This window comes from Peribacillus sp. SRI_006 (assembly GCF_057586375.1).
In genome coordinates this window covers 253,648-268,512 of sequence record NZ_JBYCZT010000002.1, presented here as the reverse complement: position 1 = coordinate 268,512, position 14,865 = coordinate 253,648, and the positions used below count along the sequence as shown (strand labels likewise).

Sequence of the window (14,865 nt, the reverse complement as noted above, 5' to 3'; positions counted from 1 at the left end):
CTTCTATAATTAATTTTAGTTCTTCTAGTATAACATAAGGATAGGAATTAACTTCCTTTATAAATCACATCCATTAATGAAAGCACATATAAAGAGCCCGTTTAAAGAAAGGGCTCCATGAGGTACTTTTTTATTCGACTAGCCTCGGTTTCGCTGGATCGCAGTTTGGCTTTTCCATGTCTGTCGATTCAGCGAGTTTCGTTAAATAATAACATTCTTCACGCCACATATGATCGGCCATTAATGGCGAAAAAGTTCCAAGAGCCTGCGCACTGAGGTCAAGCTCCTCCAATTCAAGCAGGAAGTGCTGGAAGAATTTAATTTCCAATGTGACGTCCGCATTCATTTTTTCCAATGCTGGGAATGTTGACAGATTGGTTCGTAAAAATCCAGCCATTTCAACAGCTTTTAAATAAAAATCATTAAAATGTTTTTTATATTGCTCACTTTTCTCTTTTAATCTTTTTTCAACATCATCCATATTGGATGATATTGTACCTGCATGCCCTGCTGCATCTAGCAGCCAAAGCAAATGATGATGAAGTTCATGAAAAACCGGCGGCATTTGATTTGCATTGAAATATTTCAATAATCTTAAATATTCTTCTAATTCGTTCACCATATGATTAATGAATGAAGGTGAAAGATGTATTTTAATTTTACCTACCAGATGCTCTTTTAAAAGACATAGCTTAAACTCCCGAAATCTTAATGTTTCTTGTTCTGCTGTGGCAGTAAGTTGCGAAATTTCTTCCGAATTGGCTTTACCAAGGAGAGTATCAAAAATTTGAATGAATTCTGAGGCAATTTCAATGTATTCCACTTCGACCGGAGCTAAAGACTCGTGGATGAACCTGGCATGGTCTCCTAAGATTTGCAGCCAAAACCGATGCTCGAATCTTGCTGTTTTCTCCAAAAACTCGTTCATTTGCTCTCCCCCATAATTTAAAGTATCTAAAACACTTATTATTTTTATTCCTATAAGGAAATACTTATGAACAAAAAATGAACAAAGGTCAGCAAATTTTTATTAAATGACCATCTTACTTTACGGAAAGCGAAAGGGGCCCTGCACCCCTTTGCTCATCAACTTATACTAACCAAGCAGCATTTGAATGCTTCCTCACTTGCTATACCCATATATCCTATCGTAGCGATCGGATTGTTTGATCAAATGATGTATAACGAAGTGTCAGCTTATATGTTAGGGTGGATACCAAAAGAATATTTCCTCAAAATATCGGAATACAAAAAACGAGCCCTTGAATATTTGGCTCGCCTTCATAAGAAAATTAATAATTTGGGTCATGTACATCAGCTTCCATATCGATTTCCATATCCATTAGGGCTGAGCTCATGCTTTTTCCATGTCTATCCAAAGCAAGTGATTTTGTGACTCCTCCGCCTAAAGCGTTTTGCATGACAAAGTTCAATGCGCCAATTTTCGGCAGTTCATACCTAACCACATCACCCTTCACTATTTCATGAAAGTAATCCTTAACCTTTGCTGCAGTTACCTGTTTTTTTACTTTCTCAAAATCCTCCATATGATAGACAATGACGGAAATATTTGAAATATTTCCTTTATCCCCTGTTCTAGAGTGAGCGACTTGCTTGAGTTTCAATCTTGTCTACCTCCTCGTACGTTACGTCGATTGTAATATCTTCGCTAGGAATAAGAATTGAAGCAATGGATACAACCTCTTGGACATTAACCCGAACACCACCGCCTCCAGCAGGCCCATTAGTATATAAAGCTTCCACCTCTTGGCCGATTAAGTTAGCGCCTACTTTATCAGCTGTCCTGGCTGCAACCCTTAATCGTACCTCCGATAGTTTTTCTCTGTTATACAACGGTTCCGATATAGAAGATCCATATAGCGAATTAGAACCAATATGATCGAATCTCATTTCTTGAATCTCAATATTTGCCTGAATTAACCGGTGTCTCACTACTTCTTCCGCCAGTCTTGACCTTCCCAAACAACCCGAACCTCCGTAACTGATTTCTGCTTCAACTATGTATCCGTCCAAATAGCCGATGCTCGTTTTATAGTAACCGCTCTTCTCTTTTCCAGACACTCCCTTAATATGCACTTGGTTTGTTTCCTTTTCTATCACTTCTATTTGAGAAAAATCAGCGATAACATCCGGAGTTAGATATCGGGTTGGGTCATGAATTTCATATACAACCTGTTCCTTTACGGTAGCAGCAGTAACCATGCCTCCCGAAACCTCAAGCTTGGTTAAAAGAAAGTTCCCATTTTCCTGTACTTCGGCGATCGGATAACCGACATTCCATAAGTCAGGAACATCCTTATACCCCGGATCTGCGAAATAACCACCGGTCACTTGGGCTCCACACTCGAGTAAATGACCAGCGGCTGTCCCCTTACCAAGAAGCTCATAGTCTGTATCCTGCCAACCAAATTCATGTTTAAGTGGTGCAACTACTAATGAAGGATCAGATACCCGGCCCGTAATTACAATATCTGCACCTTCTCGCAAAGCGGAAACAATTCCTGAAATTCCGATATAGGCATTTGCAGAAATGATGGAAGACTTCACCTCTTTCAAGGGGACTCCGGTTTCTATTATTGTGCAATCCATGTACTTCCCAATGTTCGGATATACATCATCTCCACTTACAGCTGCTATTTTTAAATGTCCGATGCCTTTTTCCTCTGCTAGTTGCTTAACGATCTTAACGGCTGCGAGAGGGTTTGCTGCTCCCATATTGGTAATTAATTTGACATTATTCTCGACACACAGTGATAAGACCTTATCCATACGATACTTCAGTAAATGGTTGTACCCCTTATCAGGATTTTTCATTTTCTCCTGCTGAGCAAGGGCTATTGTCCTTTCTGCTAAGCATTCAAAGATGATGTAATCCAAATTTCCTTTTTGAATTAATTCCATCGCAGGCTCAATTCGATCGCCTGCATATCCTGCACCCGAACCAATTCTAATCTTCTTCATAATAACTTCCTCCCTTCAAGCACCAGTGGGAACTTGAGCGAAACTTGACGTCAAGCTTGATATAAATTAACTGATTGAAGGGTACGCTTAGCACGTTCTACAATAGGAAGGTCAACCATTTTCCCATTAAGCTGCAAAACGCCTTCCCCTTTGACTAATGCCTGTTCGAACGCACTTACAATTCTTTCTGCTTCCTCGATTTCTTCAGGACTTGGGGTAAAGACCTGGTTTACAAGATCGACCTGATCGGGATGAATGATTAATTTCCCTTGAAATCCAAGCTCCTTAACAAGCTGGGTTTCGGCTAGAAAGCCTTTATGATCTTTTATATCAACAAAAACCGTGTCTATAGGGGGTCCAACTCCCGCAGCCCTGGAAGTAACAACCAACTGGGATCTTGCATAGAGCAATTCATGGGCATTCTTCGTTATGGTTGCATTTATATCGAATGCATAGTCCATGGAACCGAAAGCAAGCTGCTGAACTCTCTGACTAGCAGAAGCGATTTCAAAAGAATTATATAATCCTAAAGCAGACTCTATTAAAGGTACAATTTTTATTTGGCCCTTATTTAGATTCCTTTTTGATTCCCTTTCAACTAATAAATGATCCAAAGACCTAATTTCTTCTTTTGTCTCAACTTTCGGTAATACAATTCCTGTCAAACCGAGATCAATTAGATCAAGTAAGTCATCGTAAAAATATGGTGTGTGAAATCCATTTATTCTGATGTAATTTTCCTTTTCCTGATTCGCCTTGATATATTTCCTTACTAAATCTCTTGCATCTTTTTTTCCTTCTGGAGAAACAGCGTCTTCTAAATCATAAATGAATACATCGGCACATAATTGCTGCACTTTCTTTAATTTCTTTTCATCAGACCCAGGAATGAACATCCATGTCCGAGTAATCATAACTTCACCCCTTTTCATTTTTCCATCATTAGGGAATGCCTTATATTTTTCCGATGATTTCGTTTTCAAATCCAAACTCCTTTAGGATAGACTCTGTATGCTCGCCAACATCCGGTATAGGATTCATGACCGGCTCCAAATCATCGAAAGTAACAGGGGGGATGAGTGCATTTAATTTTCCAGCAGGAGAATCGACTTCTCGCCAACGTCCCCGGACCTTCAATTGTGGATGTTTGATGAATTCCTCTACCGTATTTAAATGGGCATTCGCAATTTTTGCTTTTTCAAGTTTTTCAATTATCTCACTCGAGTTCATTTTTTGAAAAACAGCGTCAATCATTTCCTTGAGAATACCGCTATTTGAAACGCGGAATGCATTACTATGAAACCTTCTATCTGTAATTAATTCAGATTTTTCTAACACTTGTGTACAAAAGCTTTCCCACTCCCGCTCATTTTGAATGCCCAAGAATACTAATTTTCCATCCCCTGCTAGGAACGGGCCATAAGGATAAATCGTTGCGTGATTTGCCCCAGTTCGCTTCGGATCCGTCCCACCATACCCAGAATAGTATAGTGGATATCCCATCCATTCTCCCAACGCCTCAAGCATTGAAACCTCCATCACCTTACCTTTACCTGTCCTAAAACGGGAAATAAGTGCAGTTAATATACCAGAGTACGCATACATACCTGCTGCAATATCCGCAATCGAAATGCCTGCTTTCGATGGAGTATCTTCTGTTCCAGTAATGGAAACGACTCCCACCTCACATTGAATGAGTAAATCGTATGCCTTTTTATCCATATAAGGACCAAACGTACCATACCCAGAAATTCCGCAAATCACAAGTTGAGGATATTTTTCTTTGAGGATAGAAGAACTGAAACCAAGTCGATCAACAGCACCGGGTGCCAGGTTTTGAATGAATACGTCCGCCTCCGAAAGCAATTTATCCAAAACCATCTTTGCTCCATCCTGTTTTAGATCAAGGGTCAAGGATTCTTTCGATCGATTGAGCCAGACAAAGTGGCTCGACATTCCGTGAACGGTTGAATCATAGTTTCGTGCAAAATCTCCAGATCCAGGCCTCTCTACCTTTATCACACGTGCCCCTAAGTCTGCCAACTGCCGAGATGCAAATGGAGCTGCGACTGCCTGTTCTAATGACACAACTGTAATTCCCTCAAGAGGTAACATTGAACCACTCCCTAATTGAATTTCCAAACTAATTTATTTAAAGAGGTATTGCCCCTGTAAGCAATGCCACGATTGTCATCACGATAGTACTGCCAAAAGCCCAGAAAAAAATCTTTTTCTGAAGATCTCCCAAATCGACCTTACATAATCCAATGAGGACAAAAACAGACGGATTCAATGGACTCAAGGGAAAACCCGTTGTCCCGTTCCCTAATAAAGCAGCCCTGCCAATTTCTATTGGGTCAACTCCAAAGGCTGCCCCGGCCTCACTTAGGACTGGAAGCAGCCCATAATAAAAGGCATCAGGGGAAAATATTAAACTTAAAGGCATACTGACCACGGCTACCAGGATTGGCAGATGTCCTCCCAGCCAATCCGGTATGGCTGAAACCATAGAAACAGCCATGGCGTCAATCATCTTAGTTCCTGAAAGAATTCCTGTGAAAATACCAGCCGCGAATATGGTAGTACATACCATAACCATGCTTTGCGCATGTGAAGCAATTTGTTCTTGCTGTTTTTTCACGTCGGGAAAGTTCACTAACAAAGCAATGGCGAACGCAATAATGAATAAGACGGGAACTGGAATTATTTCCATTATTAAAGCAACAATCAAAGAAATGGTTAAGATTAAGTTGAACCAATAGAGTTTCGGCAGACTCGATGACATTTCTAGTGTTGCCGCGATTTCTCCCGATTCCATTGAATCGCCTTTGTTCGAAATATTAATAATGCCTATTCTTTTACGTTCTTTCTTACCAAATATATACGATACAAATACTACCCAAACAGCCCCAGCTAACATGGCTGGAATGATGGGATTAAACAATTCAGTGGATTCCGCCCCAAGGGAAACCATTGCTCTAGCTAGCGGCCCTCCCCATGGAATAATATTCATGACACCCGCACCCAACGCCACTACTCCAGCTAAAGTAAGTGAGCTCATGCCCAACCTCTTATATATTGGCAACAAAGCCGTGACTGTTATCATGAAAGTTGCTGATCCGTCCCCATCCAAAGCAACAACTAAAGTTATGATAGCCGTGGCCATAACTATTTTTAGAGGGTCTCCTTTTGCAAAACGAATGAGCCGGGATATCATTGGGTCAAATAAGCCCTTATCGATCATCAAACCAAAATACAAAATGGAGAAACCAATCATGATACCTGTCGGTGTAACTTTTGCAATTCCATCCAACATCATTTTCCCTATTTCCAACCCAAAACCGCCGATAAGTGCAAATATAATCGGCACAAGTGCAAATGCGATTAAAACAGAAACTCGTTTTGACATCACTAAATAAAGAAATGTACCAATCATCAGAAACCCTAAAATAGCCATTCACATATCCCCTTGTAAATGATTTATTTGTAGCCTTTATATCTTTTAAACGAAAGGGTTTGAAGAAAAATTCTATAAACCTTTTAAACGCTCCGAGAAAACGGTTACATTATTTGTCATGAAGAGAAATCGCCAGTTGCACTTTATATGGAGGGAGTGATATTTATTTGTATGAAAAAACGGTTAAGAGTTCTGTTTTACAATATCATTGGTGTTATTCTCTGGGGAGTATGGATTTTCTATTTTGTGGAGGTGGCCAGTCAATGTACGATTCGTCATTTTTTTTATCAGAGTTACACAATGCATGAGTTTATCAAAATCAATACCAGTCTCTATTCCCATTTCATGGAGCATGAATACAAAGTCTTCAGTTGCATCGTTTCCTGCCGCTCCAGGCGCAAAAGGACAACCGCCCAATCCTCCTATGGAAGTATCAAAAGAAGTGATACCTGCTTGCAATGCTGCTAATGAGTTGGCTTTTGATAAACCATAAGTATCATGGAAATGGGCTGCTATTTTCGCTGTGGGTGAGAGGTCCAAAGTTTTACCGAACAAATGATATACTTGCTTAGGATTAGCTCTGCCAATTGTATCGCAAAGCACAATTTCGTCCACATTTAATTTTTCTAATGCATGAACAAGGCCAATGGTTGTCCCTTCCTGAACCGGACCTTCATATGGGCAATAAAAAGCTGTTGAGATATGGAACCGTATGAACATATTTTCATTCTTAGCTTCCTCTACAACAGAGGATAACTGGAATAAGGACTCTTCAATGGACATCCTTACATTTTTTTTATTGAACGTCTCACTTGCCGCAACAAACAAGGCTAAGCTGGTTGCCCCTACATCTTTAGCCAAATCAAATCCCCGCTTATTCGGAATCAATGTCATGTATTGCACATCTTCACGTTTGTTGATATTTCTAAAAACTTCGGCTCCATCTGCCATTTGTGGTACATGTTTGGGTGAAACGAATGAAGTAGCCTCCATTCTTTTAATCCCCGTCTCACTTAGTGCATGTATCAATTGCAATTTCGAGTCAGTTGGAATAAAGATCTTTTCATTTTGAATTCCGTCCCTCGGTCCAGACTCTATGATTTCAACACGTTTTGGTAAGTTCATTTTATTTCATCTCCTCATTTTGTACTGTTATTTTTCAGCTTACTAGTTTCATGATCTGAAATAACCCCGGAAGCGAGCCACTCATCATATTTATCCTCTGCTAGTTCCAAAACCCCCTTTAAAACCTGTTCTGTGTGCTCTCCTAGTTTTGGACCCGCCCAATTAATACTTCCGGGAGTTTTGCTCAATTTGGGTACAATACCTGGAACTTTTAGTTTTCCAAGGCCTTCAACATCCATTTTATAGATCATTTCCCTAGCAAGGAAATGTGGATCATGCATCATGTCCTCAACACTATAAATCGATCCTGCGGGTATGTCTGAATTATCAAGTAATACCAAGGCATCTGCTAAATTATGCTGGATTGTCCAACCACCAATCACTTCATCTAGATACTCAGCATTCTGTACACGACCGTCATTAGTTGAGAATTTATGGTCATCCCTTAAATCAGGCCTTTCAACAACATCCATAAGCCTCTTGAAAATGCCATCTCCATTTGCCCCGATCACAATATATTTCCCATCTCTGCAAGGGTATGTATTCGAAGGTGCAATTCCTGGGAGGGTGCTTCCGGTTCTTTCACGAATCACTCCGTAATGGTCGTACTCCGGAACTGCACTTTCCATTAAACTGAAAATAGATTCATATAGAGCGACGTCAACACATTGTCCTTCCCCCCCAGGTTGGTCTCTATGATATACAGCCATTAATGCCCCCATAACAGCATATAATGCAGTTACAGAATCTCCCAAGCTTACTCCGACCCTTGTTGGAGGCCTATCAGGATAGCCTGTTAAATAACGAATCCCCCCCATTGCTTCTCCAATACTTCCAAACCCCGGCTTATTTCGGTACGGTCCATCTTGGCCATATCCTGATACCCTAACCATAATGATCTTCGGATTAATTCTTTTTAAATCCTCATAGCCAAGCCCCCACTTCTCCATAGTCCCCGGTTTGAAGTTTTCAATAATAATATCGACTTCATTTGTTAATTCCCTTATGATCTCTTGGGCTTCCGTTTTTCGTAAGTCCAATGAAATACTTTTTTTGTTCCTGGATTGAACAAACCACCATAAGGATGTGCCCTCATATAGTAATCTCCAATTTCTGATGGGGTCCCCCTTTCCTGGTGGTTCTACTTTTATTACCTCGGCACCGAAGTCGGCCATTAATCTTCCGGCAAAAGGACCAGCTATCAAACTACCTAATTCCAAAACCTTTAATCCCTTCAACGCACCCTGTTTTATAACTTCACCCATGAGCATTCACCCCTTTTTAATATTTCTATCTAGGTAGATTACGGTTAAATATAAACGTTTCCTTTCTATAAAAATCAATTCATTAAAACAAAAACTTTCCTAATTTTTTGATAATTCTTATAATAATTGACATTTATTATTATGTCAACGGTTAACCGTTGACATTTTTTATGTTATAATTTGAGCTATTAAAGTAGGATTTAAGCTTTTATTATTGAAATATATCTATGTATTGAAAAACTCTGATAAATTGAAGGCCGTTTGTTAAATAGATATTAATTTGTTACATAGGGGGCACTATTATGAAAGAAATACAAAAAACTGAATTGCTTCATAATCAGGTATATCATATTCTGAAGGGTATGATTATAGACGGTGAATATCAGCCTGGAGAGCGTTTGGTCGAAACCAGGGTTGCTGAAAGAATCGGGGTTAGCCGGGGTACAATTAGAGAAGCCTTCCAGATGTTATTGAAAGATTACCTACTGGTTCGTGAAGGTAAGGCCATATCAGTTTATAACCCTAGCGTACAGGACATTATTGATGTATATCAATGCCGAATTAGCCTTGAATCTTTAGCTGTTAAATTAGCGACTCAGAATATCACGGACGAGGAATTAAGCAAGTTGGTCGAAGTAATAAATGACTCTAAAATAGCCGTGAATATGAATGATACAAAAAAGCTTACACAACTAAATCAGGAATTTCACGATATCATTGATCTTGCTTCCCGCAACCACCAATTAATCCAATTATGCGATGTTATCAAGACGAAAATACTATATATAAGGACTAGCATTTTAAAAGTACATTTTAAAAACTTTTCCGATTTTGTAGATGATCATGAACGGATCCTTATAGCAATTCAGAATAGAGATCCGGTACGAGCCGAACAGGAAATGCATTCCCATATTGAAAAAAGCTTCCATACAATAAAAGCAACTTTTAAAACCGTCATTGATCAATAAAGGAATTGATTCCCTAGGATTCCGTCTTGCACGGTCTTTTTAACTTCGGCAAACAAGCCAAATTCATTCAAAGCTCACGGCTTTATCTTAGTTGTACATCTATACATATTCTCCTGATTTTTTCAGGAATCCACCCAATGGCTACAAAATAAAAAAACCTGATGATTTGTCAGGTTTTTTAAAATTTTCATCATTCGCATTACCAGAGATATGCGAGAAAGACTAAAGATGCAATTGCGCCAAAGGCAAATCCATTTGCCGCACCCCATCCATAACCTGCATTAAAGCCTCCAAAACCAAAACCCCCAAGGTTTCCGCCACTGTTAAATGGACGAATATATACACGGTTCGGCGTAACCCGGTGTATGTTTCCCCGATGTACGGTTCCTCTGCTTGTACGAATTTCAACCGGTCTTCCAACACCTTGCCTGCATTTATGATAATAATTATGATATCCCATATTACACTCCCCTTGTTAGTGATTCTACATCGTATGCATTCGGGGACTAGCCTGCATGGTTTAAAAACCCACCATTCCTTTAAACGTCTTTCCCATATTCCTTGTCAATGGTTAAATCACTATTTAAAACCAAAGCATAAAATACATTTATACATTTACAAAGGAGACAATTCCATGAACCATTCATACCAAGACGCACTAGCCATAATTGGCATCGAAGGGGCACACCCTGGTGGATTTGAACTGACTAAGCAGCTCTTAAAAAATGAAAAAATCACTCATACGTCAAAAATCCTTGATGCCGGATGCGGGACAGGGCAAACCACAGCTTTCTTGGCAAAAACGTTCCTTTGCCGAGTATCAGCGCTAGATCATCACTCTAAAATGGTGAAACATGCAAAAAAAAGATTCCAACAAGCTAACTTAAGCATCGACCTATATGAGCATTCAATAGAAGAACTGCCTTTTGACGATAATTCTTTTGATTTGATCATAGCCGAATCAACGACTGCATTCACTGATATCCAAAAATCACTCAGTGAATTTTACAGGGTCCTAAAACTAAAAGGAACTTTGTTATCCATTGATATGACAGCGGAAACCAGCCTTGATTCTGCCTCAAAAAAGGAAATCATGAACTTTTATCATTTAAGAGAATTATTGATGCAATCCGAATGGTTAAATTCCTTCCGACAAAACGGGTTTTCAGAGGTAAATATCTTGAGATCGAGTACCGCCTTAGAGCAATTAATGAATTCTTCAGTTTCAAATAGCCCCCTTCAGCCTTTGAATGAATCTTTGAAACGAGTCATGGACGAACATTACCGCCTCCTTTTTTCTTACGGAAACAGCCTCGGTTATAGAGTATACAGAGCTAGTAAAAAATAGGGCACTCAAACGCAGCTTAAGATGTGTCTGGAATCTTGAACACAATGAAAAAAACCTAGAACAAGTTCAAGGTTTAAAAGAAAGGCAATATAGTCTTAGGCTATGATCTGTACACAATTTCGGCCATTCTTCTTTGCGACATATAAGGCTTGGTCTGCCCGTGGCATCAATGTTTGGATGGAATGGCCTCGATCTCCAGCTTCAATTGATGCATGAGTCACACCGAAACTGCAGGTAATGGAAATCTTCTCTCCATTAACCTCTGCAATACTTTCAGAAACCTTTCCCCTTATAACATCGGCTAACTCATATGCAGTGGATAAAGCGGTATTCGGCAAACACACGATAAATTCTTCACCACCATAGCGCCCCAATAGATCTCCTTCTCGAATATATTCTTTTGCTGTATTTGCAACAAGCATTATGACGGCATCCCCTGCTTCATGTCCAAAATTATCATTAACTTTTTTAAAATGATCGATATCAAACATGATGACTGAAACACTGCCTCCTTTCCTGCTTAGAGCATCGAATAAAATTTCTGATTTTTTGATGAAAAATGTTCTATTCAATATTTGGGTTAATCCGTCCAAGCTGGCAAGTTGTTTCAACTTTTCCAGCATGAGCACTCTTTCAGTTACGTCGGCGAAGGTAATGATCTGTCCGATAGGCAGGTTGCTTTTGTTGAACACGGGTGAAAAACCAATATGGTAATGTACCATATCACCATTTATGCTGCATGTAAAATCACTGTCTTGCTTAAGATTGATTATTTCCTTAAGATGATGATTCCCATTTAGCACACTTGTAATCGTTTTACCTATAGTATGTTCATCCAACAAAGGTATGACTTTGCGCATTCCTTGGTTATCAATCAACAATCAAACCCTGTTGATTTAAAACGATGACACCATCTTTCATACTTTCAAAAACAGTTTCCCTGGCGATCGGTGCTACATTGAACATTTGAAAAGTCAATAGTGCCGCACCATGAAAGATAAACGTGATACTCATGGATACAGGACCAAGATCGATACCATATGAGCTTAATCCGTTTATATAATAGTAATTTGCTATTATAGGAATAAGCAGACCTGCCACCATCATTGATATTTGCATCCTGAATCTGAATGAAGAATTTTTCAACTGCCTTAGCAATATTATTATACTTATCATCACACATAAAAAAAGAAACAGGGAGTGAACGTAAAACCAAGGGCCGCCCACCAGTTTAATTATTGGAAAAGGACTATCACCTCTCAATCGCATTGATTTGTAATATAAGTGATGAGAATCATTTGTATAATGCATGAAAATGGTGATGAACGGTATGATGAAGAGTGCATATTTCCATACCTTCTTGAGGCTATGCCCTATATATTCTATGCACATCAACAAAAGGAAGACTGGGATGAATGGCAAGGCCAAGTACTCGACCCTTAACCAAAATAAGATTTGTTCCAAAGATGTACTGGAAAGTTCGAAAGCATAGGAAAAAGTAAAAATGGAAGACAATAATGTCACGATAATATACGGTTTTGCTCCAGGTGCATCCTTGACCTTTAATAGTGCAAATAAACACAGGAACAAACTTAAAGCACCTGCCAATATAACTACGAGTAAGTATATCGATAATTCCTGTGGCATTGCGAATCAACTCCGTTAAACAAAAAATACTTTTTCGTATATTATATAGCACTTTATAACTAGGTGACTAGCGTTTATTCGGGGAATTCTGAATTTTAAAGGAATGATTTTTTTAAACGCCATATTGGTAGCTATTTACTAACTCCCAAAACTTAAAAACCCCTGCTTCATCACTTTGAACGTGAGCGGCAGGGGTTCTTAAGTTGTAAAAATATGGATTACACCTTCTCTGTTACTGCTGTGAATCGCTTTAAGAAGGAGAGTATTTTTTGATAGACGGCAATCTCATTTTCTTTTTTGGAAAATCCATGTCCTTCATTTTCTAGAAGCATATAATCGACATCTCTTCCTTTATCCTTCAACGCTTGAACGATTTGATCCGATTCCTCTTTGACGACACGGGGATCGTTTGCTCCTTGAATGACAAGCATTGGCTTTATCATGGATTCTAGATAAGTGATAGGCGAATACTCGATTAGTTTTTCTTTATCTTTTTCCGGATTTCCTACCCACTGGTCCATGACTGGCTTCCAGTCTTCAGGTACGGAATTGATAAATGAGAATAGGTTGGATGGGCCGAAAATATCGACAACCGCCTTAAAATAATCCGCATGTCGCCCGTGCAGCAGAAGGGCCATATAGCCTCCGAAGCTTCCGCCCATCAAAAGAATGTTGCCTTTTTGTGCATGCCCTTGGTCTATCAGCCAATCAAGGCCGGCTACATTATCAAGTCGCGGTCCATTTCCCCAATCTCCCTCTACCATTTTCATGAATTTCAAACCATAACCAGTAGAACCGCGGAAGTTTGGCGCGAAAATACTGTAACCGTTATTTAGGAAAAATTGAAATGAAGCTCTAAAAAACTTCCGTTCTGCCGCTTGAGGTCCTCCATGAGGCCAAAAAATGACTTCACCATTGTTATTTTCCTTTTTTGCCCTAAAAAATAACGATTCGATCTCCCGGCCATCAAAGGAAGGGTAGGTAATGATGTCCGGTTCAACCAATTCATTAGAATCGACGCCAGGAACAGTATATTTAGTTAATGATACCCACTCATCACCTGTATTTTTATAGATATTATGAGGCTTGGTTGCACTCATGCCAAATAGGTAAAGCGTGCCTGATGCAGCAACTTCAAGTTTATTAATGACACTGCATGGCACTGGGATGTTTCTCCAATTTTCATTTTGCAGATTGATTTCATATAATTGATCCTCTACACCCTTTTGACTGGTTATATATAATAATTGATTCTCTTTACTATAAGTAATGGCAGTAAAACTCTCATTCTCCAATTCTTTAACTTTACAGAACTTGTTTGTTTCAAGGTTGTATGAAGCTAAATAGGTAAAGTCCGAATCATAATCAGTCAATAAATATATCATCGAATCCGAAACAAAAACCCCATCATTCACTGTGTGTTGTTTCTCTGTCGGCGGAGTGAGCAGGATATCTTCGTTCCCTTTTTTTGCATAGAGAAGAGTATATGTATTAGCAAAGTGTTTATAGTAAAGTAAGGTTTCTTCATCCGGGCTGAAGCCAAATAAATAGGTCGCTGCATCTTTCCCCTCCAGTACCAGCCTTTCCTGTCCTGATTCTAAATCCAAACAATAGGAATTAAGAAAGGAAGGATTTCCTCTGGATGTCGTGTAGTAGAGCTTTTTACTGTCATTCGATAATTTTGGCATGAAATTACGTGTATTTTCATGATTAACGATTTCCTTCATTGTACCTCCATTCAAAGGAACTCCGTAAAACTGGGTATTTTCATTACCGTCTTGATCGAAACCAGCAATGATAAACCGGCTCTTCTTATCATATATAAGCCCTTGGCAGCTTTGATCGATGGATGTAAGCGGATAAGGAAAGGAGTTTGGCAAATCCATTCCCCATAAATTATACTTGCCGCTCAAATTGGTACTGAAAACCAGATGTTTTTCATCTGGACTTACAGCAAAATCAGCAATGGAAAACGTTCGTAAAAATTGCTCAACATCAGGTTTTGGAAAAGTGATCATCATTGGCAACCCCTTACTTTTATAATATTGAGAAATATCTGTAAATAATTATACC

General features: G+C 39.2%; 14 protein-coding genes. 2 read left to right on the top strand and 12 right to left on the bottom strand.

The window, feature by feature from the left end:
* Window positions 1–130 precede the first annotated feature (130 nt).
* The 8 genes from AC2YHV_RS03645 to AC2YHV_RS03610 all read right to left on the bottom strand — a co-directional run bounded on the left by AC2YHV_RS03645 (window position 131) and on the right by AC2YHV_RS03610 (window position 8,829).
* Window positions 131–928: a DUF2935 domain-containing protein gene (locus tag AC2YHV_RS03645; RefSeq protein WP_098187615.1), complete on the bottom strand. Its 798-nt coding sequence runs from the start codon at window positions 926–928 to the stop codon at window positions 131–133.
* 364 nt (window positions 929–1,292) lie between these two features.
* A complete protein-coding gene (locus tag AC2YHV_RS03640) occupies window positions 1,293–1,625 on the bottom strand; it encodes an AtuA-related protein (protein WP_487372611.1) in 333 nt (110 codons plus the stop codon).
* Window positions 1,597–2,982 carry an acyclic terpene utilization AtuA family protein gene (locus AC2YHV_RS03635; protein ID WP_487372610.1) on the bottom strand — a complete coding sequence of 462 codons (1,386 nt, stop codon included), beginning with the start codon at window positions 2,980–2,982 and terminating at the stop codon, window positions 1,597–1,599. The genes AC2YHV_RS03640 and AC2YHV_RS03635 overlap by 29 nt, the downstream gene beginning before the upstream one ends.
* Window positions 2,983–3,032: 50 nt before the next feature.
* Window positions 3,033–3,965 (bottom strand): HpcH/HpaI aldolase/citrate lyase family protein, encoded by a 933-nt coding sequence (locus AC2YHV_RS03630; protein ID WP_487372609.1) that lies wholly within the window; start codon window positions 3,963–3,965, stop codon window positions 3,033–3,035.
* Window positions 3,937–5,097 carry a CaiB/BaiF CoA transferase family protein gene (locus tag AC2YHV_RS03625; protein WP_487372608.1) on the bottom strand — a complete coding sequence of 387 codons (1,161 nt, stop codon included), beginning with the start codon at window positions 5,095–5,097 and terminating at the stop codon, window positions 3,937–3,939. Before AC2YHV_RS03625 ends, AC2YHV_RS03630 begins: the two co-directional genes overlap by 29 nt.
* Window positions 5,098–5,134: 37 nt before the next feature.
* Window positions 5,135–6,439, bottom strand: a complete 1,305-nt coding sequence (locus tag AC2YHV_RS03620; protein WP_487372607.1) for a CitMHS family transporter — start codon at window positions 6,437–6,439, stop codon at window positions 5,135–5,137.
* A 183-nt stretch (window positions 6,440–6,622) separates the two neighbouring features.
* Entirely contained in the window at window positions 6,623–7,564 is a 942-nt protein-coding gene (locus AC2YHV_RS03615) for a hydroxymethylglutaryl-CoA lyase (protein ID WP_095678402.1), read from the bottom strand.
* A gap of 14 nt (window positions 7,565–7,578) precedes the next feature.
* Window positions 7,579–8,829 carry a CaiB/BaiF CoA transferase family protein gene (locus AC2YHV_RS03610; protein ID WP_268936993.1) on the bottom strand — a complete coding sequence of 417 codons (1,251 nt, stop codon included), beginning with the start codon at window positions 8,827–8,829 and terminating at the stop codon, window positions 7,579–7,581.
* Between the two features lie 302 nt (window positions 8,830–9,131).
* Between AC2YHV_RS03610 and AC2YHV_RS03605 the strand changes: the two genes are divergently transcribed.
* Window positions 9,132–9,797, top strand: a complete 666-nt coding sequence (locus tag AC2YHV_RS03605; protein WP_053534993.1) for a GntR family transcriptional regulator — start codon at window positions 9,132–9,134, stop codon at window positions 9,795–9,797.
* Window positions 9,798–9,996: 199 nt separating this feature from the next.
* On the opposite strand, the gene AC2YHV_RS03600 is transcribed toward AC2YHV_RS03605, so the two are convergent.
* Window positions 9,997–10,257 (bottom strand): hypothetical protein, encoded by a 261-nt coding sequence (locus tag AC2YHV_RS03600; RefSeq protein WP_487372606.1) that lies wholly within the window; start codon window positions 10,255–10,257, stop codon window positions 9,997–9,999.
* Between the two features lie 174 nt (window positions 10,258–10,431).
* Between AC2YHV_RS03600 and AC2YHV_RS03595 the strand changes: the two genes are divergently transcribed.
* A complete protein-coding gene (locus tag AC2YHV_RS03595) occupies window positions 10,432–11,145 on the top strand; it encodes a class I SAM-dependent methyltransferase (RefSeq protein ID WP_487372605.1) in 714 nt (237 codons plus the stop codon).
* 95 nt (window positions 11,146–11,240) lie between these two features.
* Here the strand turns inward: AC2YHV_RS03595 and AC2YHV_RS03590 are convergent, their stop codons facing one another.
* The 3 genes from AC2YHV_RS03590 to AC2YHV_RS03580 form a co-directional block, all read right to left on the bottom strand.
* Window positions 11,241–12,023: a GGDEF domain-containing protein gene (locus AC2YHV_RS03590; RefSeq protein WP_487372604.1), complete on the bottom strand. Its 783-nt coding sequence runs from the start codon at window positions 12,021–12,023 to the stop codon at window positions 11,241–11,243.
* On the bottom strand, window positions 12,016–12,792 hold the full coding sequence (locus AC2YHV_RS03585; RefSeq protein WP_487372603.1) for a histidine kinase N-terminal 7TM domain-containing protein: 777 nt from the start codon (window positions 12,790–12,792) through the stop codon (window positions 12,016–12,018). Before AC2YHV_RS03585 ends, AC2YHV_RS03590 begins: the two co-directional genes overlap by 8 nt.
* A gap of 218 nt (window positions 12,793–13,010) precedes the next feature.
* The gene (locus tag AC2YHV_RS03580; RefSeq protein ID WP_487372674.1) at window positions 13,011–14,810 is read right to left on the bottom strand and encodes a S9 family peptidase; all 1,800 of its coding nucleotides are present in this window, start codon (window positions 14,808–14,810) and stop codon (window positions 13,011–13,013) included.
* Between the last annotated feature and the right edge of the window lie 55 nt (window positions 14,811–14,865).

Coding starts and splice junctions, on each gene's coding strand:
- AC2YHV_RS03585 (WP_487372603.1), bottom strand. CDS start 12,792: ATGCCACAGGAATTATCGATATACTTACTCGTAGTTATATTGGCAGGT.
- AC2YHV_RS03620 (WP_487372607.1), bottom strand. CDS start 6,439: ATGGCTATTTTAGGGTTTCTGATGATTGGTACATTTCTTTATTTAGTG.
- AC2YHV_RS03595 (WP_487372605.1), top strand. CDS start 10,432: ATGAACCATTCATACCAAGACGCACTAGCCATAATTGGCATCGAAGGG.
- AC2YHV_RS03625 (WP_487372608.1), bottom strand. CDS start 5,097: ATGTTACCTCTTGAGGGAATTACAGTTGTGTCATTAGAACAGGCAGTC.
- AC2YHV_RS03610 (WP_268936993.1), bottom strand. CDS start 8,829: ATGGGTGAAGTTATAAAACAGGGTGCGTTGAAGGGATTAAAGGTTTTG.
- AC2YHV_RS03580 (WP_487372674.1), bottom strand. CDS start 14,810: ATGATCACTTTTCCAAAACCTGATGTTGAGCAATTTTTACGAACGTTT.
- AC2YHV_RS03645 (WP_098187615.1), bottom strand. CDS start 928: ATGAACGAGTTTTTGGAGAAAACAGCAAGATTCGAGCATCGGTTTTGG.
- AC2YHV_RS03615 (WP_095678402.1), bottom strand. CDS start 7,564: ATGAACTTACCAAAACGTGTTGAAATCATAGAGTCTGGACCGAGGGAC.
- AC2YHV_RS03600 (WP_487372606.1), bottom strand. CDS start 10,257: ATGGGATATCATAATTATTATCATAAATGCAGGCAAGGTGTTGGAAGA.
- AC2YHV_RS03635 (WP_487372610.1), bottom strand. CDS start 2,982: ATGAAGAAGATTAGAATTGGTTCGGGTGCAGGATATGCAGGCGATCGA.
- AC2YHV_RS03605 (WP_053534993.1), top strand. CDS start 9,132: ATGAAAGAAATACAAAAAACTGAATTGCTTCATAATCAGGTATATCAT.